Annotated in this window: 12 protein-coding genes and 1 pseudogene; 8 read left to right on the forward strand and 5 right to left on the reverse strand. The window is 60.9% G+C overall.

Annotated features, from left to right (window positions below):
- Window positions 1-226 precede the first annotated feature (226 nt).
- Complete coding sequence (locus ACFFAR_RS02990; protein WP_174362300.1) at window positions 227-2,161, forward strand: type IV pili methyl-accepting chemotaxis transducer N-terminal domain-containing protein; 1,935 nt, start codon at window positions 227-229, stop codon at window positions 2,159-2,161.
- Entirely contained in the window at window positions 2,158-2,817 is a 660-nt protein-coding gene (locus tag ACFFAR_RS02995) for a response regulator (RefSeq protein ID WP_174362299.1), read from the forward strand. The genes ACFFAR_RS02990 and ACFFAR_RS02995 overlap by 4 nt, the downstream gene beginning before the upstream one ends.
- Here the strand turns inward: ACFFAR_RS02995 and glgA are convergent.
- Both glgA and glgC read right to left on the reverse strand, forming a co-directional pair.
- On the reverse strand, window positions 2,814-4,274 hold the full coding sequence (gene glgA / locus ACFFAR_RS03000; protein ID WP_174362298.1) for a glycogen synthase GlgA: 1,461 nt from the start codon (window positions 4,272-4,274) through the stop codon (window positions 2,814-2,816). The two genes, ACFFAR_RS02995 and glgA, sit on opposite strands and share 4 nt — an antisense overlap.
- A 70-nt stretch (window positions 4,275-4,344) precedes the next feature.
- Entirely contained in the window at window positions 4,345-5,643 is a 1,299-nt protein-coding gene (glgC, locus tag ACFFAR_RS03005) for a glucose-1-phosphate adenylyltransferase (RefSeq protein ID WP_174362297.1), read from the reverse strand.
- A 437-nt stretch (window positions 5,644-6,080) separates the two neighbouring features.
- Here glgC and pdxY point away from each other — a divergent pair, with 437 nt between their 5' ends.
- The 4 genes from pdxY to ACFFAR_RS03025 all read left to right on the forward strand — a co-directional run bounded on the left by pdxY (window position 6,081) and on the right by ACFFAR_RS03025 (window position 11,215).
- Window positions 6,081-6,944 (forward strand): pyridoxal kinase PdxY, encoded by an 864-nt coding sequence (pdxY, locus tag ACFFAR_RS03010; protein WP_062003173.1) that lies wholly within the window; start codon window positions 6,081-6,083, stop codon window positions 6,942-6,944.
- A gap of 132 nt (window positions 6,945-7,076) precedes the next feature.
- Window positions 7,077-7,877, forward strand: coding sequence for an SDR family oxidoreductase (locus ACFFAR_RS03015; RefSeq protein ID WP_075358656.1), 801 nt, complete (start codon window positions 7,077-7,079; stop codon window positions 7,875-7,877).
- Window positions 7,870-9,759, forward strand: coding sequence for a glycoside hydrolase family 15 protein (locus ACFFAR_RS03020; RefSeq protein ID WP_375507503.1), 1,890 nt, complete (start codon window positions 7,870-7,872; stop codon window positions 9,757-9,759). Before ACFFAR_RS03015 ends, ACFFAR_RS03020 begins: the two co-directional genes overlap by 8 nt.
- Before the next feature lie 19 nt (window positions 9,760-9,778).
- Window positions 9,779-11,215 carry a dihydrolipoyl dehydrogenase gene (locus tag ACFFAR_RS03025; RefSeq protein WP_174362296.1) on the forward strand — a complete coding sequence of 479 codons (1,437 nt, stop codon included), beginning with the start codon at window positions 9,779-9,781 and terminating at the stop codon, window positions 11,213-11,215.
- Window positions 11,216-11,313: 98 nt separating this feature from the next.
- On the opposite strand, the gene ACFFAR_RS03030 is transcribed toward ACFFAR_RS03025, so the two are convergent.
- The 3 genes from ACFFAR_RS03030 to ACFFAR_RS03040 all read right to left on the reverse strand — a co-directional run bounded on the left by ACFFAR_RS03030 (window position 11,314) and on the right by ACFFAR_RS03040 (window position 14,398).
- On the reverse strand, window positions 11,314-11,661 hold the full coding sequence (locus ACFFAR_RS03030) for a hypothetical protein (RefSeq protein ID WP_062003176.1): 348 nt from the start codon (window positions 11,659-11,661) through the stop codon (window positions 11,314-11,316).
- A 267-nt stretch (window positions 11,662-11,928) separates the two neighbouring features.
- On the reverse strand, window positions 11,929-12,819 hold the full coding sequence (mmsB, locus tag ACFFAR_RS03035) for a 3-hydroxyisobutyrate dehydrogenase (RefSeq protein WP_375507504.1): 891 nt from the start codon (window positions 12,817-12,819) through the stop codon (window positions 11,929-11,931).
- A 37-nt stretch (window positions 12,820-12,856) separates the two neighbouring features.
- A complete protein-coding gene (locus ACFFAR_RS03040; protein ID WP_174364842.1) occupies window positions 12,857-14,398 on the reverse strand; it encodes a CoA-acylating methylmalonate-semialdehyde dehydrogenase in 1,542 nt (513 codons plus the stop codon).
- 166 nt (window positions 14,399-14,564) lie between these two features.
- Between ACFFAR_RS03040 and ACFFAR_RS03045 the strand changes: the two genes are divergently transcribed.
- Complete coding sequence (locus ACFFAR_RS03045; RefSeq protein ID WP_062171292.1) at window positions 14,565-15,536, forward strand: LysR family transcriptional regulator; 972 nt, start codon at window positions 14,565-14,567, stop codon at window positions 15,534-15,536.
- Window positions 15,537-15,753: 217 nt separating this feature from the next.
- Window positions 15,754-16,195: pseudogene (locus ACFFAR_RS03050) on the forward strand (hypothetical protein); the annotation flags it as partial.

Below are 16,195 nucleotides of genomic sequence, written 5' to 3' on the forward strand. Positions count from 1 at the left end.
GCCGCCGCTGTGGCCCGACTGGCCGGGCATCCGGGCCATCGCCACGGACGACGCACCGCGTCTTCATGCCGCACCCAATGTTCCGCTTCTGCCTCTGGCGGACGTCGCTGGGATTGGGGAGTTCATATGTAAAACAGTCGGACTTTCGCTTTAAGCTGCGGGTACGCCGGATAATCAGGAGTCTTTGCTTTTTCCTGGCATCAACCCGGCTTCCACCCGCAGTCCAATGTCCGACCTTCTCTTTCACGCGGCTTCACCCGCCACACCGCTGCGCTACCGGCTTTCCACCCGCATCGTCACATTGTCGGGCGTGGCGCTGGCGCTGTTCTTATCGATGATCGTGGGGACGCTGTGGCTGTCGTGGCAGCTCGAAGGCGCCGGCGCCGCGATCAACGACGCCGGCAGCCTGCGCATGCGTGCGGGCAACATCGCGATCCAGCTCGGCGAAATGCGCGCCGCCCGTCCCGCCAACGTGGCTTTGCAAAGCGCAAAACTCGACCAGACACTCGCGCGGCTCGACCAGGGCGATCCGGTCCGCCCGCTCTTTCTACCGGAAACGCCTGCCATACGCGTGCAATTCAATGTCGTATCGGCGACCTGGCGCGACGCGCTGAAACCCGCGATCGCACAGAACGGCATGGCCCCTCACCTGTATCTCGACCGTCTGCCCGCCTTTGTCATGCAAGCCGATGCACTCGTGCGTCTGATCGAGCAGGAAAACGCGCGCAAGACCGCGTGGCTCAGGCGCTCGCAGCTCGCGCTCGCGGCGCTGGCCTGCCTTGGCACCATGGCGATCGTGTACCTGCTTTACGCGTGGTTCGTGCTGCCCGTGAGGCGTCTCGAACGGGGTTTGTCGCGTATTGAACAACGCGAATTCACCGCCCGCCTGCAAGTCGAATCGCGTGATGAATTCGGCCGTCTGGCGCAGGGTTTCAATCGCATGGCGGCAGAACTCCAAAGCCTTTACCAGGACCTGGCGCTGCGCGTTACGCACAAGACCGCACAACTTTCGGCACGCAACGGCGAACTGCTTGCGCTCTACGAGATGACCGCGTTCCTGCACGGCGCGCACGACGTGGAAGTGCTGTGCCGCGGATTCCTGACGCGCGTGATGCGCCAGTTCCACGCCGATGCAGGTTCGGTCCGCATCCTCGCCCCGGACGATGACAACCTCCATATGGTCGTCTCGGAAGGATTGCCCGAGCGCATGACCGACGTTGAACGCTGCATGCCGGCGAGCGATTGCGTATGCGGCGCGGTGGCGACAAGCGGTATCGCCGTGATCAGGGACCTGCGTTCGGGACGCGCCTCGATCAGCGCACCCGCAGTCGATTGCGGCACCGCGGGGTTCGCCACCGTCACTGCGTTCGGTATCGTCTCGAAGCAGATTGCGCTCGGCTCGTTCTCGCTGCACTTTCGTCACGAACGCGACATGCTGCCGTCCGAGACGCGGTTGCTCGAGACGCTCGGACGGCATCTTGGCACCGCATTGCAGAACCATCGGCTGGCGGCGGCCGCCCGTCAGCTTGCGGTGGCGCAGGAGCGCCATCTGGTCGCGCAGGGCTTGCACGACAGCATTGCGCAAAGCCTCAATTTCCTGAAGATGCAATTACATCTGCTCGACACCGCCGCGACCCGCGACGACTTGAACGAGATCCGCGAGATCGTGCCGCTGCTGCGTGGCGGCCTGGAAGAAAGTTACGAAGATGTGCGCGAACTGCTCGTGAATTTCCGTACGAAGTTCGGTGCGGGAAGTCTTCGCGATGCCATCGAGGAAACGGTCACGCGCTTCGAGCGGCAATCGGGCACGCCCTTGCACCTCGATTACGAAGAGGCAAGCGGATTGCCGTTGCCGTCCGATCAGCAATTGCAGGTGCTGTTCATCCTGCAGGAGGCGTTGTCGAATGTGCGCAAACATGCATCGGCCTCGAACGTGCGTGTAGTCATCAGGAACGCCGAGGATTTTCATCTGACCTTGCAGGACGACGGCGATGGTTACGACCCGGCCGACATCGCGAGCCGCGGCGAAGCGCACGTCGGCTTTCACATCATGCGCGAACGCGCGGCACGCCTCGGGGCGCAACTCGGACTCGAAAGCCGGCCGGGCGGCGGCGCACGCGTTCATCTCCTGCTGCCCGCAAGCAGAAGGCAGGCAGCATGACCATCCGCATTCTGTTGATCGACGACCACACGCTGTTCCGCTCCGGCGTGCATGCGCTGTTGCAGCGTCAGCCGGATTTCGAGGTCGTGGGAGATGCCGCCGATGGCATCGAGGGAATCAAGCGCGCAAAGCAGCATCGGCCGGATGTGGTGTTGCTCGATCTGAACATGCCGGGGTTATCGGGTATCGAGACGCTGCAGTTGCTGCAGCAGGACTTGCCCGACACGGCCGTGATCATGCTGACGGTGTCGGAGGACGTGGATGAACTGACGTCCGCGCTGCGCGAAGGCGCGTGCGGATATCTGCTCAAGAACATGGACGCCGATGCACTCGCCACCATGATCCGTCGCGCCGCCGGTGGCGAATCAGTCATCGCGGAAAGCATGACGCAGCGGTTGATCGCGAAGATGAGGACGCCGCAGAAGGCAGAAGAATTGCCTGCACGCGATGCCCGTGAATCATCCGCGTTGACGCCGCGCGAGCGCGACATTGTGCGGATCGTGGCACGCGGCGCGAGCAACAAGGACATTGCGCGAGAACTCGATCTGGCCGAAAGCACCGTGAAGATTCACGTTCGCAACGTGCTGCGCAAGCTCAACCTGACGAGCCGCGTGCAGATCGCGATCCACGCGCTCGCACGCGACATGGAAGACTAGACCGTCAGCTCGTGGTACACCTCTGCGTATCGCAACGCCGAGGCTTCCCAGCCGAAGTCCTGCTCCATCGCGCGATGCACGACGGCCTTCCAGTCGGGCCTCCGCGCTTTCAACGCAAACGCCCGCCGGACGGCCGCGACAATCGACGGCCGGTCGAACTTCTCGAACACGAAGCCGGTGGCGATTTCATCGGCGAGATTCTCAAGCGATGTATCCACGACCGTGTCCGCCAGGCCGCCCACGCAATGCACGAGCGGCAGCGAACCATATGCAAGCGCATAAAGCTGCGTCAGTCCGCATGGTTCGAAACGTGAAGGCACCATCACGATATCGCTGCCCGCGATAATCGAATGAGACAGCGTTTCATCGAATCCGAGTTCCACCGCCACCGATTGGGAATTGGCTGCCGCAGCGTACTTGAGGCCGTTCTCGAGCGCCGGATCGCCGGTCCCGAGCACCACGAGCTGACCGCCGCGCTGGACGATATCGGGAAGCGCCGAAAGCAACAGGTCGATGCCCTTTTGCTCCGTCAACCGGCTTACCACGCCAAACAGGAGCGCGTCGGGATCGCGCGCGAGGCCCATGCGTTCCTGCAACGCCGCCTTGCATTTCTCCTTGCCGGAGATCTTTTCAGCGGAATACTGCGTGTTGATGGCTGTATCAGTGGCCGGATTCCATACCGTTTTATCGACACCGTTCAGGATGCCGGTGATGTCGTGTGTACGGGTGCGCAACAGGCCGTCGAGACCGGCGCCCTGAACCCGGGTCTGGATTTCGCGGGCGTAGGTCGGACTCACCGTCGTGATGCGATCGGCGTAGAACAGCCCCGCCTTCAAGAAAGACAAGTGACCGTAAAACTCGATTCCATCGACGGAGAAAAAATCCGCCGGCAATTGCAGCACGCCGAATTCGGCTGCCGGGAAAACGCCTTGATATGCGAGGTTGTGAACCGTGATGACCGACGAAACGCGCACGCCCGACGTGCGTTCCCACGCTCGCAAGTAAGCCGGCGCGAGCCCCGCGTGCCAGTCGTGCGCGTGCACCACGTCGGGTCGCCACGTTGAATCGGCGCCGTGGGCAATGCGCGCTGCCGCCCAGCCGAGCAATGCGAAACGCCGGTCGCTATCGGCATATTGAGTGTGCGATGCATCCAGATACGGATTGCCGGGCCGGTTGTAGAAGGGATCGGCGCGCACGATGTACACCACGATCGCATGCGGCTCCAGCACGCCGCGTTCGAGCCTGACATTTCCCAGTCCGAACGCCGGACCGAGATCCGCTACGTGCTCGATCTGCGTCAAACCCGCCACAACAGAGGGAAACGCCGGCAGGACCACCCGGGCATCCGTGCCCAGCTGCATCTGGGCCGGCGGCAAGGCGCCCACTACATCGGCGAGGCCGCCGGTCTTCAAAAGCGGATACATTTCCGCTGCAACATGCAGCACGCATACGGTCATCGGTTCCCCATTGGCTGGTTGCGCTGAACGGTATTGTCCGCTCAGTCTTTCACGCACGCAGTTTAGCGAACTATGACTGCTTTGCTTGTCCGAGACGTGTCAACGCCTCTTGCGTGACCAGCACCACACCGCTTTCCGTCCTGTAGAACCGCTCCGCGTCGTACTGGGGATCCTCGCCGATCACAAGCCCCTCCGGCAGCGTGCAACCCCGGTCGATCACCACCTTCTTGAGCCGGCAACTCGACCCCACCGTGACTTGCGGCAGCAACACGGCTTCATTGATGTGACAGAACGAATTCACCCGTACCGCCGATGAAAACACCGACCGCGACACTTGCGACCCCGCGATCACGCAACCGCCGCACACCAGCAGGTTGTTGATCGCGCCTTGCTGTCCGTGCAGGTCGCGTACGAACTTGCCCGGTGGCAACTGTTCCTGATTGGTCCAGATCGGCCAGCGCCGGTCGTAGAGATCGAGCGCGGGTATCGTCGATGCCAGGTCGAGATTAGCCGCCCAGTACGCGTCGACGGTGCCCACATCGCGCCAGTACGGCGGTGCGTTGGGATCGGTTTCCGACGTCACGCACGACATGCCGAACGGATGTGCGATCGCCCGGCCGCTCGTCACCACGCGCGGCAGGATGTCCTTGCCGAAGTCGTGGTCCGTCTCGGACGTGAGAATGTTTTCCTCGAGCAATTGGTAGAGATACTTCGCGCTGAACACGTAGATGCCCATGCTCGCAAGCGCGATGTCGGGCTTGCCGGGCATGGCGGGCGGATCTTCGGGTTTTTCCAGGAACGCGGTAATGCGGCGTTGTGCATCGACGTGCATTACGCCGAACGCGGTCGCTTCCATGCGCGGCACTTCAATGCAGCCGACCGTGCAATCCGCGCCGCTCTCCACATGGTCGAGCACCATGCGCGTGTAGTCCTGCTTGTAGATGTGATCGCCCGCCAGCACGACTATGTATTCCGGGCCGATCGAACGAATGATGTCGAGATTCTGGAACACGGCGTCCGCCGTCCCGCGATACCAGCTTGCATCGACACGTTGCTGTGCCGGCCAGATATCGATGAATTCATTGAACTCACCGCGCAGAAAACCCCAGCCGCGCTGCAGGTGGCGCAACAGCGAATGCGCCTTGTATTGCGTCACGACGGCGATGCGCCGGATGCCCGAATTCAGACAGTTGGACAACGCAAAGTCGACGATCCTGTATTTGCCGCCGAAGTGCACCGCCGGTTTGACGCGTTTGTTGGTCAGTGCTCCGAGGCGCGTGCCGCGACCGCCTGCAAGGACGATGGCTAACGTGTTTCTCTGCAAATCGGTGTGACTTTGCGACAATTTCTCTCTGTTCAGCGTCTCCATACTGACCTCCTCTTTTGCGGCCTGTGCGGCCTGTTTCTGATTGTTCCCGGCCTGTCCCATCAAATTCGAATCAAAGAATTCGGATTTCCTCCAGAAGATTCAAATGGCTTGGAAATACAGCGCGTGGGATTGATTCTGCTGCAAAGGTAAATAGTTCGCACCTGCTTTTCAGCGTTGAATGGACAAAGATCTAGGTGGTGGCGGATGGGGCTGTGAAAGGCCGGTCAAACGCTTGGCAATCCGAGGGTTCCAGGCATCCTGAGCAATCACCGTGCCAAACGAGGCTGCTCGGAGCGTTAACGTGTCGGGAGGAAGGAAAAATCTGCTTTCCGGCGCGTCACGAAGCCACGCGCCACGGCACAATGACGTGCGGTGCTCCAGGGCACATGTGGCGCCGCGACCGATCCGCCACATTGGCCAATGACGAAAAAAACATCATGAACAACGTCCTCAGTATTCAGTCGCACGTCGTGTTTGGTCACGCAGGCAACAGCGCGGCCGTCTTTCCCATGCGCCGCATGGGCGTGAACGTCTGGCCGCTCAACACCGTGCAGTTTTCCAACCATACCCAATACGGGCGCTGGACCGGCAGTGCTGTCGACGCCGGCGAGCTCACGCGCGTGATCGAAGGCGTCGGCGCCATCGGCGTACTTTCTCGATGCAATGCCGTGCTGTCCGGATATCTCGGCGCGCCCGACCAGGCCGCGGCGGTGGTCGAGATCGTCAGGATGGTCAAGGCCGTGAATCCCAAAGCGCTCTACTACTGCGATCCGGTCATGGGTGCGGCGACCGGTTGCATCGTGGAGCCGGGAATCCAGGAGTTTCTCGTCACCACCATGCCCGGGATCTCCGATGCCATGACGCCGAATCACGTCGAGCTGCAGAAGCTGACCGGCCGCACAATCGAGACCGTGGAAGAAGCCGTCGAAGCGTGCCGGGAACTCATTGCGCGCGGTCCGAAGGTCGTGCTGGTCAAACATCTGATCGACAGGAACAGCCGCGCCGACACCTTCAACATGCTCGCCGTGACCGAAAGCCAGGCGTGGTTCGCGCAGCGGCCGCTCTATCCGTTCGCGCGCCAGCCGGTCGGTGTGGGCGACCTGACGAGCGCGGTGTTCCTTGCGCGCACGCTGCTGGGCGATTCGGTGCGCGGAGCTCTCGAACACTCGCTGGCCGCCGTCAACGCAGTTGTGAAAACCACCTACGAAGCCGGGCGATACGAGCTCGAAATCGTCGCGGCACAAGAAGAAATCGCGCACCCGACCGAGCTGTTCCCCGCGCTCGCCGTTCACGCGGAGTGATACCCCGCGCTGGCCTGACGGCCGGGACCGGGATTTGCTTGCGGCCATGACATCGCCGGCTCCGGCCGGCCCCATAAGGATGCATCGCGAGCCAACCTCCGGAACTCGCTTCGCATCGAATCAGGGAACGCCATGGCTCAAAGACTTGCAGGTCAAATCGCGCTCGTAACCGGCGGCAGCTCCGGCATTGGTTACGGAGTCGTGCTCGCGCTCGCCGAAGCTGGCGCGAGCGTCGCCATCAACTACCACTCACATGGTGAAGAGGCCGAAGGCCTCGCTGCCAAAATCGAACAGGCCGGTGGCCAGGCGATCGCGATCCAGGCCGACGTCTCCGACGAAGCCGACATCGACGCCATGTTCGATACCCTCGTCAAACGCTTCGGCACGGTCGATATCGTGGTCGCCAACTCCGGCGTGCAGAAGGACGCGAAGTTCATCGACATGACGCTTGCCGACTGGAACGCGGTGATGAACCTGAATCTCACAGGCCAGTTCATGACCGCACAACGTGCCGTACGCGAATTCCTTCGACGCGGTCCGCGGCCGGTATCGAAAGCGCTCGGCAAGATCATCTGCATGAGTTCGGTTCATGAGGTCATTCCCTGGGCGGGGCACGTCAACTATGCGGCGTCGAAGGGCGGCATCCAGATGATGATGAAATCGCTCGCACAGGAAGTCGCACCGCACAAGATCCGCGTGAACTCGATCGCTCCCGGCGCGATACAGACGCCGATCAACAAGTCGGCCTGGGACAACCCCGACGCGCTCAAGAAGCTGCTCGAACTCGTGCCTTACGGCCGCATTGGAGAAGCGGAGGACATCGGCAATGCGGCGGTCTGGCTAGCATCCGACGAAAGCGACTACGTGACCGGCACCACGCTGTTCGTGGACGGCGGCATGACCTTGTATCCGGGGTTCGCTGATAATGGCTGATCCGCGGACGCAAGACTCTCACGACGACAGCCCGGCCAAGACGGATGCGCCGACCTCGCACGGCATTCCTATCGATGCACACGGTCTGATCGGCAACATGCGCACGACGGCGCTCATATCCACGGAAGGCTCGATCGACTTCATGTGTTTTCCGCGCGTCGATTCGCCGACCATCTTCGGCGCGCTGCTCGACGAAAAGCGCGGCGGCGCCTTCACCATTGCGCCGACCTTCAAGATCGCGCGCACCAGGCAGATGTATCTGCCTGAGACCAACGTGCTGCTGACGCGCTTCATGTCGGGCGATGCGGTGTGCGAGCTTGTCGACTTCATGCCGGTATCGAAAGACGATGAGGACGAGAAAGGCGACTCGAATTGCGTCGTTCGCGTGATACGCGCGAAGTACGGCGACATGTCCGTACGCATGCATTGCGCGCCGCGCTTCGACTACGCCCGTGGCAGCCACGAAGCCGCTCAAGTCGATAAGAACACCATCCGCTTCACGCCCTCAGGCAAGAACCCGGGCGAGATCGACGCGCTGATACTGGACTCGACAATCGAGCTGGGAATCGATGGAAACGATGCTGTCGCGCAGTTCGAACTCAAGGAAGGCGAGACCGCGTGCTTCCTTTTCGGCGGCGAAACAGAGCCCGCTCGCGGCGAACTGCCGTGCAAGCAGGCGCTTTCCGACACCATCGATTTCTGGCGGGCTTGGTCAGCGAAATCAACTTATCACGGGCGTTATCGCGAGGTCGTGATGCGCTCCGCGCTGCTGCTGAAGCTGCTCAGCTCACGCGAGACTGGCGCAATCATCGCCGCACCGACCTTCGGCATGCCGGAAACGCCGGACGGCGGCCGCCGCTGGGATTATCGCTACACGTGGATTCGCGACGCCGCGTTCTCCGTCTACGCGCTGCTGCGCCTCGGCTACATTGGCGAAGCGCGCGACTTCAAGAACTGGATCGCCGAGCGCAACAAGCAATGCGACTCCGATGGATCGTTCAACGTGATGTATGCCGTTGACGGCGAAGCACCGCCCGACGAAGAAGCCGTCGATACCCTTTATGGCAGCGGCATGGAGCCGCCGTTGATTGGCAATGGCGCGCGCGACCAGACCCAGCTCGACGTGTACGGCGCGTTGCTCGACGCCATCTACCTCTACAACAAGTATGGCGAATCCATCTCCTACGATGGCTGGCAACACGTCACGCGCACCGTCAACTTCGTCGCGCAGAAGTGGCAGAACCCGGACCAGGGCATCTGGGAATTCCGCAACGGTGGCCGGCCGTTACTGCACTCGAGATTGATGTGCTGGGTCACCCTCGACCGGGCGATACGCCTTGCGCAAAAGCGCTCGCTGCCCGCTCCGTTCCAGGAATGGAATGCGGTACGCGACGCGATTCACGAGGACATCTACACGAACTTCTGGAACGATGAGATCAAGAGTTTCGTGCAGACGCCGGATTCGAAAACGCTCGATGCCTCCACGCTGATGATGCCGCTCGTGCGCTTCATAGGACCGAAGGATCCGCGCTGGCTTACGACGCTCGATGCCATCGGCAACGAGCTTGGCGTCGATCCGTTGATCTTTCGCTACACCCGCGGCGATTCACTCGACGGCTTGCCCGGAGAAGAAGGCGGTTTCAGCGCCTGTTCGTTCTGGTACGCGGAGGCGCTCGCGCGCGCAGGCCGTGTCGACGAAGGCCGGCTCGTCTTCGAAAAAATGCTCGCGTATGCAAATCACGTGGGGCTTTATTCGGAGGAAGTCGCCATCAGCGGAGAAGCGCTCGGCAATTTCCCGCAGGCACTGACGCATCTGGCGCTGATCAGCGCAGCGTTCCAGCTAGACCGCAGCCTCGGCGGCGAACATCCGCAATGGTCGTAGAAACACTCAAAGGGTACTGATGAAGCAAATCAAGGTGGACGTCGCCGTCATTGGCGCGGGAACGTCGGGCATGGCCGCGTATCGTGCGGCACGCAGTGCGGGCAAGGAAGCCGTGATCATAGAAGGCGCCGATTTCGGCACCACGTGCGCGCGGGTGGGCTGCATGCCATCCAAGCTCTTGCTGGCGGCGGCAAACGGCCTGCACGATGCCAAGGATCAGGCGGCAAGAGGTATTGAAGGCACGCACGATCTCGAAGCGAACGGCGATCACGTGCTCGCTTACATGCGCAGCGAACGTGATCATTTCGTCAAGGGTGTGCTGGAGGAAATCGCTTCGTTCCCGCCGGAAACCGTGATTCGCGGACATGCACGTTTCGAGTCACGCAACGTACTGATCGTCGATGACGCAACGCGCATTGAAGCCACGAGCGTGGTCATCGCGACCGGATCGGCATCCGTCATTCCCGACGACTTCAAGATTTTCGGCGACCGGCTCATCACGAGTGACCAGGTCTTCGAGTTGAAGACCTTGCCCAAACGTTGCGCTGTATTCGGCGCAGGTCCTATCGCGCTGGAACTGGGCCAGGCGTTTGCGCGGCTCGGCGTTGACGTCTTCATGTTCAGCCAGAAAAACCAGGTAGGCGCGCTTACCGATACCCCCGTGCGCGATGCGCTGGTCAAAGCGCTGCAGGCGGAGTTCTATCTCGACCCGGACGCAACCGTCCACGAGAAGTCGATGCAGGATGGCGAACCGACCATCCGCTTCAAATCGCTCGATGGCAGCGATCGCACCGAGCGTTTCGATCTTGTCCTCGTCGCAACCGGCAGGAAGCCGACGCTCGGCAACCTGCGACTTGACACCACGGGTATCGAACTCGACAAGAAGGGTGTTCCCGTCTTCAACGAACAATCGATGCAATGTGGCGACAGCAACATCTTCATTGCCGGCGATTGCGACGGTACGCGGCCTTTTCTCTCCGACGCCGCCGACGAAGGCAAGCTCGCGGGCGACAACGCGGCAAATTTCCCCAACGTGCAGACGGTCAAGCGGAAGGTACCGTTCTCGCTGGTCTTCAGCGAGCCGCAAGTGGCGATCGTGGGCGCATCCTACGATGACCTCGATAAACAGATGACGGTAACCGGCAGCGTGTCGTTTGAAACCCAGGGGCGCAGCCGCGTGATGAGACAAAACCGCGGCTTGCTACACGTTTATGCGGATGCGAAGACGGGCAAGCTGCTCGGCGCGCAGGGTTGCGGGCCAGCCGCCGAACATCTGGGTCATCTGCTTGCGTGGGCATTGCAACTTGAACTGAGCGTGGCAGACATGTTGAAGCTTCCCTACTACCACCCGGTCGTTGAAGAAGGCTTGCGCACCGCGCTCAAGGAAGCGAACAAGAAGTGCTTCGAGGCGCGCGCGGAGAAGGCGCCGGAACTCGCGAGCGCAGTGGGTTGCTGAAACGCTTGCACACTTCGGCAGCACGATAAAAAGCCCGCTTGAACCTGATGTTCAAACGGGCTTTTCTTTGCTGCGAGAACCCAAAGCGATTTTAAGAATTACATCGCATATTGCAACGCGAGGTCGAACCCCAATACGACCACCGAACAGAAAATGCCGAGCAGCAAGTTGCCTGCGCGATGCGCCACATCATGATGCTTGGTCAGCATGGCTGCAGCCATGAATGCGATCTCGACCACGACCTGCATCAGGAACACGGCCAACATGAGCGCGAACTCATAACTCATCGCGCTGAAGTCCGTGAAGTTGAATCCGCGGACCGCGACCCACGAGCCTACGCGCCATAGCTCATACACTGCCAGTACCAACGGGAACAGATAACTGAACACGTAGGTCGGCATTGTTGCGTGACGCAATTCCATGTGGAAATGACGAGTTGTTTGCATCTGGCTCTCCTTGATCCTGGCTTGCCGCCGGTATTGCTGCCGGCCTAGGTTAAACCTAATGAGTATTCCAAAGCGGCTTCGCTGACTTCGTCATCTACTTACTAATTAAGACGGAGACATGAACGTCGTGCTTTGAGAATAGGCCAATTTCAGAAGAAGCGAATCATCGTATTCCCCATGTCCCTGTCCCATATGACGCGGACGTTCGACATGTTGCAACGCAGCTTAAGAAAGCACCTACAGACGTATTTTGCTATTGCGGTTTATTCAGGCATCCTCGTTACTGTACAGCTTGATGATCGCGGAGAAGTCCAGCCCGCCCAAGCCCTGCATGCTCATCGATTGATAAAGCTGTTGTGCAAGCGCGCCAAGCAGGATCGGTTGCTTCACCTGACGCGCTGCATCAACGGCGAGCCCCAGATCCTTGAGCATCAGGTCTGCGCCAAATCCCCCGGTATACCCGCGTGAAGAGGGCGCGTTCGGCAGCACGTTAGGGTAGGGATTACACGTATCGGCGCTCCAGCAACGACCCGTCGATGTGTTGATGATCCCGGCAAGCTTGTTCGGATCGATTCCAAGCGAAGCGCCCAGCTTCATGGCTTCGGCCACGCCGATCATCGAAATGCCTAGCAGGAGGTTGTTGCAGATTTTCGCGATCTGGCCGGTGCCGGTGTCACCGCACTGCACCATGTTCTTGCCCATCCCCGCGAGCACCGGCTTGAGCGTTTCGAACAACTCGGCATTTGCACCGACCATGAACGTCAACGTACCGGCCTGCGCGCCCACCGTGCCGCCGGACACGGGGGCATCGGCGAACGGGTTGCCATGTTTTGCCGCGCTCTCGCCAATCGACCGCGCGGTCGCCGGATCGATCGTGCTGCTGTCCACCAGCGGCACGCCTGTACGCACGCCCGCGAGCACGCCGTCGTCGTTTAGATAGACCGCTCTGACGTGCGCGGCCGCAGGCAGCATGGTGATCACCACCTCGGCCTCGCGCACCGCTTCACGAGGCGATACGGCAGTCCGCGCGCCGGCGTCGACCGCTGCCTGCAAGGCCGTCTTCGATAAATCGAACACCGTCAGCGAATGTCCCGCCTTCAGCAAGTTGGCGGCCATGGGGCCACCCATGTTGCCGAGCCCGATAAAACCGATTTCCATGGCGTATCTCCTGGTTATTGTTCTGTGCGGAAAATGCTTAGCGAAGCGAAATAGTCGTGTTCACACCGTCGTTGACCGTGGCGTCGTCGAACCAGCGCGATGTGACCGTTTTCGTCTGCGTGTAGAACTGCACGACCTGCTTGCCGTACGGGCCGAGATCGCCGAGTTTCGATCCGCGCGAACCGGTGAAACTGAAGTACGGGACCGGAACGGGAATCGGGATATTGATGCCGACCTGGCCCACGTCGATCTCGCTCTGGAACTTGCGCGCCGCCGCGCCGCTTTGCGTGAAGAGGCCAACGCCGTTACCCATGGGATTGCGGTTGACGAGGGCGATGGCGTCATCGAGCGTGGCTGCTTCCAGCACGCAGATCACCGGGCCGAAGATCTCCTGCTTGTAGACGGTCATCTCGGTGGTGACATCGGAGAAGATCGTCGGGCCGATGAAGTTACCCTTCTCATAGCCCTTCACTTCCACGCCGCGGCCATCGAGCGAAAGCGTTGCGCCCTCGCCCACACCTGCTTCGATCAAACCGAGAATGCGCTCCTTCGCCGCACGCGAAACAACGGGCCCGACATCCGTATTCGCCTCCGTGCCGCCGTTGATAGACAATCCGCGCGCACGCTCGACCAGATCCGGCAACCAGTCCTTCGACGCCCCCACGAACACCACGACGGACGTCGCCATGCAGCGTTGTCCTGCCGCGCCGAACCCGGCGCCCGCAAGTGCGTTGAGGGTCTGCTCCTTGTTTGCATCGGGCAGGACGACGGCGTGATTCTTCGCGCCCATCATGGCCTGCACGCGCTTGCCATGCTGGCTGCCCAGGTTGTACACGTGCGTACCCACATGCGTCGATCCGACGAACGATATGGCCCGGATGTCGGGATGCGTGCAGATGGCATCGACCACATCCTTGCCGCCGTGGACCACGTTCAAGACGCCCGCCGGAACGCCGGCTTCGAGCGCGAGTTCGACGAGTTCCATGGTCGACAACGGGTCCTGTTCCGATGGCTTCAGCACGAACGTATTGCCGCAGACGATCGCCATCGGGAACATCCAGAGCGGGATCATGGCGGGGAAGTTGAACGGCGTGATCCCGGCGCAGACGCCTATCGGCTGGCGCAGCGTGTAGGTATCCACGCCGCCCGCGACGTTCTCCGAGAATTCCCCTTGCTGCAACGTGCCGATGGAACATGCATGCTCCACGACTTCGAGCCCGCGGAAGATATCGCCTTCGGCATCCGCCAGCGTCTTGCCTTGCTCGGCCGTCAGCGTCTGCGCGATGCGTTTCATGTTCTGGCGCACGAGGTCCTGGAACTTGAGCATCACGCGCATGCGCACGCCGAGCGATGTCAGCCGCCACGTCTTGAACGCATTCGCCGCCGATGCCACTGCGGCATCGACTTCGTCTTTCGTCGCGAACGGTACGCGTCCGACCACTTCCTGCGTGGCGGGATTGACGATGTCGCGCCATTCCTTCGTGGTCGATTCCACGAACTTGCCATCGATCAGCAATTTGGCCGTGCGTACGGAAGCGGTGTGTTCGGCGAGCGCCGGGCGGTCAGCAGCGGTATTCATGTGGGAGTCTCCTGAAGGAAGGGGCAAGCAAGCGGAAGACGCGGACCGTTGCTACGGGAAAACCCGCGCGAGGTCGCCAAGAGGAAATGTCGTCTCCGTTTATTTGAATAACGTCAGTATAGTTATGCAAATCTCTCCAAAGTATCGATAGAAACACCCATCCGATATGCAAAAAAGCACGCCATCGACCGCACACAACCTGCATAACCTGAACTGGGACGACCTGCGTTACTTCCTCGAAGTCGCGCGGACGCAGCGGGCGAGCGGCGCGGCGAAGCGTCTTGGCGTGGACTACACGACCGTCGCGCGCCGCGTCCGCGCGCTCGAAGACGCATTGGGCACCCTACTCTTCGATAAATCCCGCAGCGGCGGATTCGTCCTCACTGCGGAAGGCCAGCGCCTGCTTGCCTACGTCGATGCCATGGAAACCACGGTCCAGTCCGCGACGGAACACATCGCGAACTCGGGGCACGCGTTGTCCGGCCACGTGCGCGTGGGATGCACCGAAGGCTTCGGCTGCTTTTTTCTCGCGCCGCAACTCGCGCGCTTTCAGGACACGCACAGGCAGATCTCCATCGACCTGTTGCCGGTCCCGCATTTCGTGAGCTTGTCCAAACGCGAAGCGGATATCGCGGTGACGCTCGAGCGCCCCGAACACGGGCAGACCGTCTACACGAAACTCTGCGACTACCGCTTGCGTCTCTACGCCACGCGCGAATATCTCGCACAGCATGAGCCTGTGCATCGAGTCGAAGATCTGAGGACGCACCGCTTCGCAAGCTACATCGACGACCTCGCTTTCAGCTACGAACTCCTCTATCTCGATCGTGCCATTCCCGGTGCGGTTTCCAACTGGCGCAGCACCAGCGTGATCGCGCAATATCACGCTGCATTGCAGGGTCGCGCGCTCGCCATCCTGCCGTGTTTCATGGCCGCACAGGACCCGCGTCTCGAACCGGTACTCGCCGATGACATCGTCGTCACGCGTGCGTTTTATCTTTCCTGCCGCGAGGATTTGCGCAAACTGAAACGCATCACGGCAGTGTGGGATTTCCTGCGCACAGTGGCCGAATTGAACCGTCCGCTGCTCATGGGCGAAGCCCGTGAAATGCTGTGGAGCGAAACGGCGCAGCCCTGAATTTCGCGTTTATTCAGCAACCCTTATATATGAGATACGCATTTGGATAGTTGGCGCATAATCGTCCGCCCATAAGGCCTCTCGCCGTAGCCCCGCTGCGGCGTTTTCACATGGACGTGACTTTCATTTATCTCAATTTCAACCGTCGAACACGCGCCAGTGTTTCTGTTTTGGTGAACGTTATTTTGCCTTTGCGCGCGTCGCGCCCGGTGCACTGATGGCGTTCGTCATCTGGTCGCGAAGGACCATGTCGAACCAGCGTGTCCGGTTCGTCGAAGCGCGCACGGTCCGCACAATGGTGATCATCGCCGTCATTGCAATGGTTCTCGCTGCGCTCGCGCTTGGCATTGCAATTGGCGCAGCAATGGGCAACACGCATGCAGCCGGAGAAAAAGCGCAGGCCGAGCGCCGCTCCTACGAAATCGATGAGCTCGGCAAGATCAGTGCAACGCTCATTCATCTCGAACCGCGCGTGGGACAACTCGTTACGCAAGTCAACGAACTGCAGGACTTCGAAGCGCAGTTGAAGGCATCGCGGCGTGCAGCCGATCGTCCGGATATCCACAATGTGCCGCCGCTGCCCGACAACGACGACGAAAGCGTGCGCGCGGCAATTGGCAAGCATTCCGTCGTCGCAATTGGCGGCGATGAAGTTGGTC

Source organism: uncultured Caballeronia sp. (genome assembly GCF_964243625.1).
GTDB lineage: Bacteria > Pseudomonadota > Gammaproteobacteria > Burkholderiales > Burkholderiaceae > Caballeronia.

What these genes read in the sequence shown, in the direction of transcription:
- ACFFAR_RS03025 (WP_174362296.1), top strand. Translation starts at nt 9,779, where the DNA reads ATGAAGCAAATCAAGGTGGACGTCGCCGTCATTGGCGCGGGAACGTCG.
- ACFFAR_RS02995 (WP_174362299.1), top strand. Translation starts at nt 2,158, where the DNA reads ATGACCATCCGCATTCTGTTGATCGACGACCACACGCTGTTCCGCTCC.
- ACFFAR_RS03040 (WP_174364842.1), bottom strand. Translation starts at nt 14,398, where the DNA reads ATGAATACCGCTGCTGACCGCCCGGCGCTCGCCGAACACACCGCTTCC.
- ACFFAR_RS03020 (WP_375507503.1), top strand. Translation starts at nt 7,870, where the DNA reads ATGGCTGATCCGCGGACGCAAGACTCTCACGACGACAGCCCGGCCAAG.
- ACFFAR_RS03015 (WP_075358656.1), top strand. Translation starts at nt 7,077, where the DNA reads ATGGCTCAAAGACTTGCAGGTCAAATCGCGCTCGTAACCGGCGGCAGC.
- ACFFAR_RS03045 (WP_062171292.1), top strand. Translation starts at nt 14,565, where the DNA reads ATGCAAAAAAGCACGCCATCGACCGCACACAACCTGCATAACCTGAAC.
- ACFFAR_RS02990 (WP_174362300.1), top strand. Translation starts at nt 227, where the DNA reads ATGTCCGACCTTCTCTTTCACGCGGCTTCACCCGCCACACCGCTGCGC.
- ACFFAR_RS03030 (WP_062003176.1), bottom strand. Translation starts at nt 11,661, where the DNA reads ATGCAAACAACTCGTCATTTCCACATGGAATTGCGTCACGCAACAATG.
- mmsB (WP_375507504.1), bottom strand. Translation starts at nt 12,819, where the DNA reads ATGGAAATCGGTTTTATCGGGCTCGGCAACATGGGTGGCCCCATGGCC.
- pdxY (WP_062003173.1), top strand. Translation starts at nt 6,081, where the DNA reads ATGAACAACGTCCTCAGTATTCAGTCGCACGTCGTGTTTGGTCACGCA.
- glgC (WP_174362297.1), bottom strand. Translation starts at nt 5,643, where the DNA reads ATGGAGACGCTGAACAGAGAGAAATTGTCGCAAAGTCACACCGATTTG.
- glgA (WP_174362298.1), bottom strand. Translation starts at nt 4,274, where the DNA reads ATGACCGTATGCGTGCTGCATGTTGCAGCGGAAATGTATCCGCTTTTG.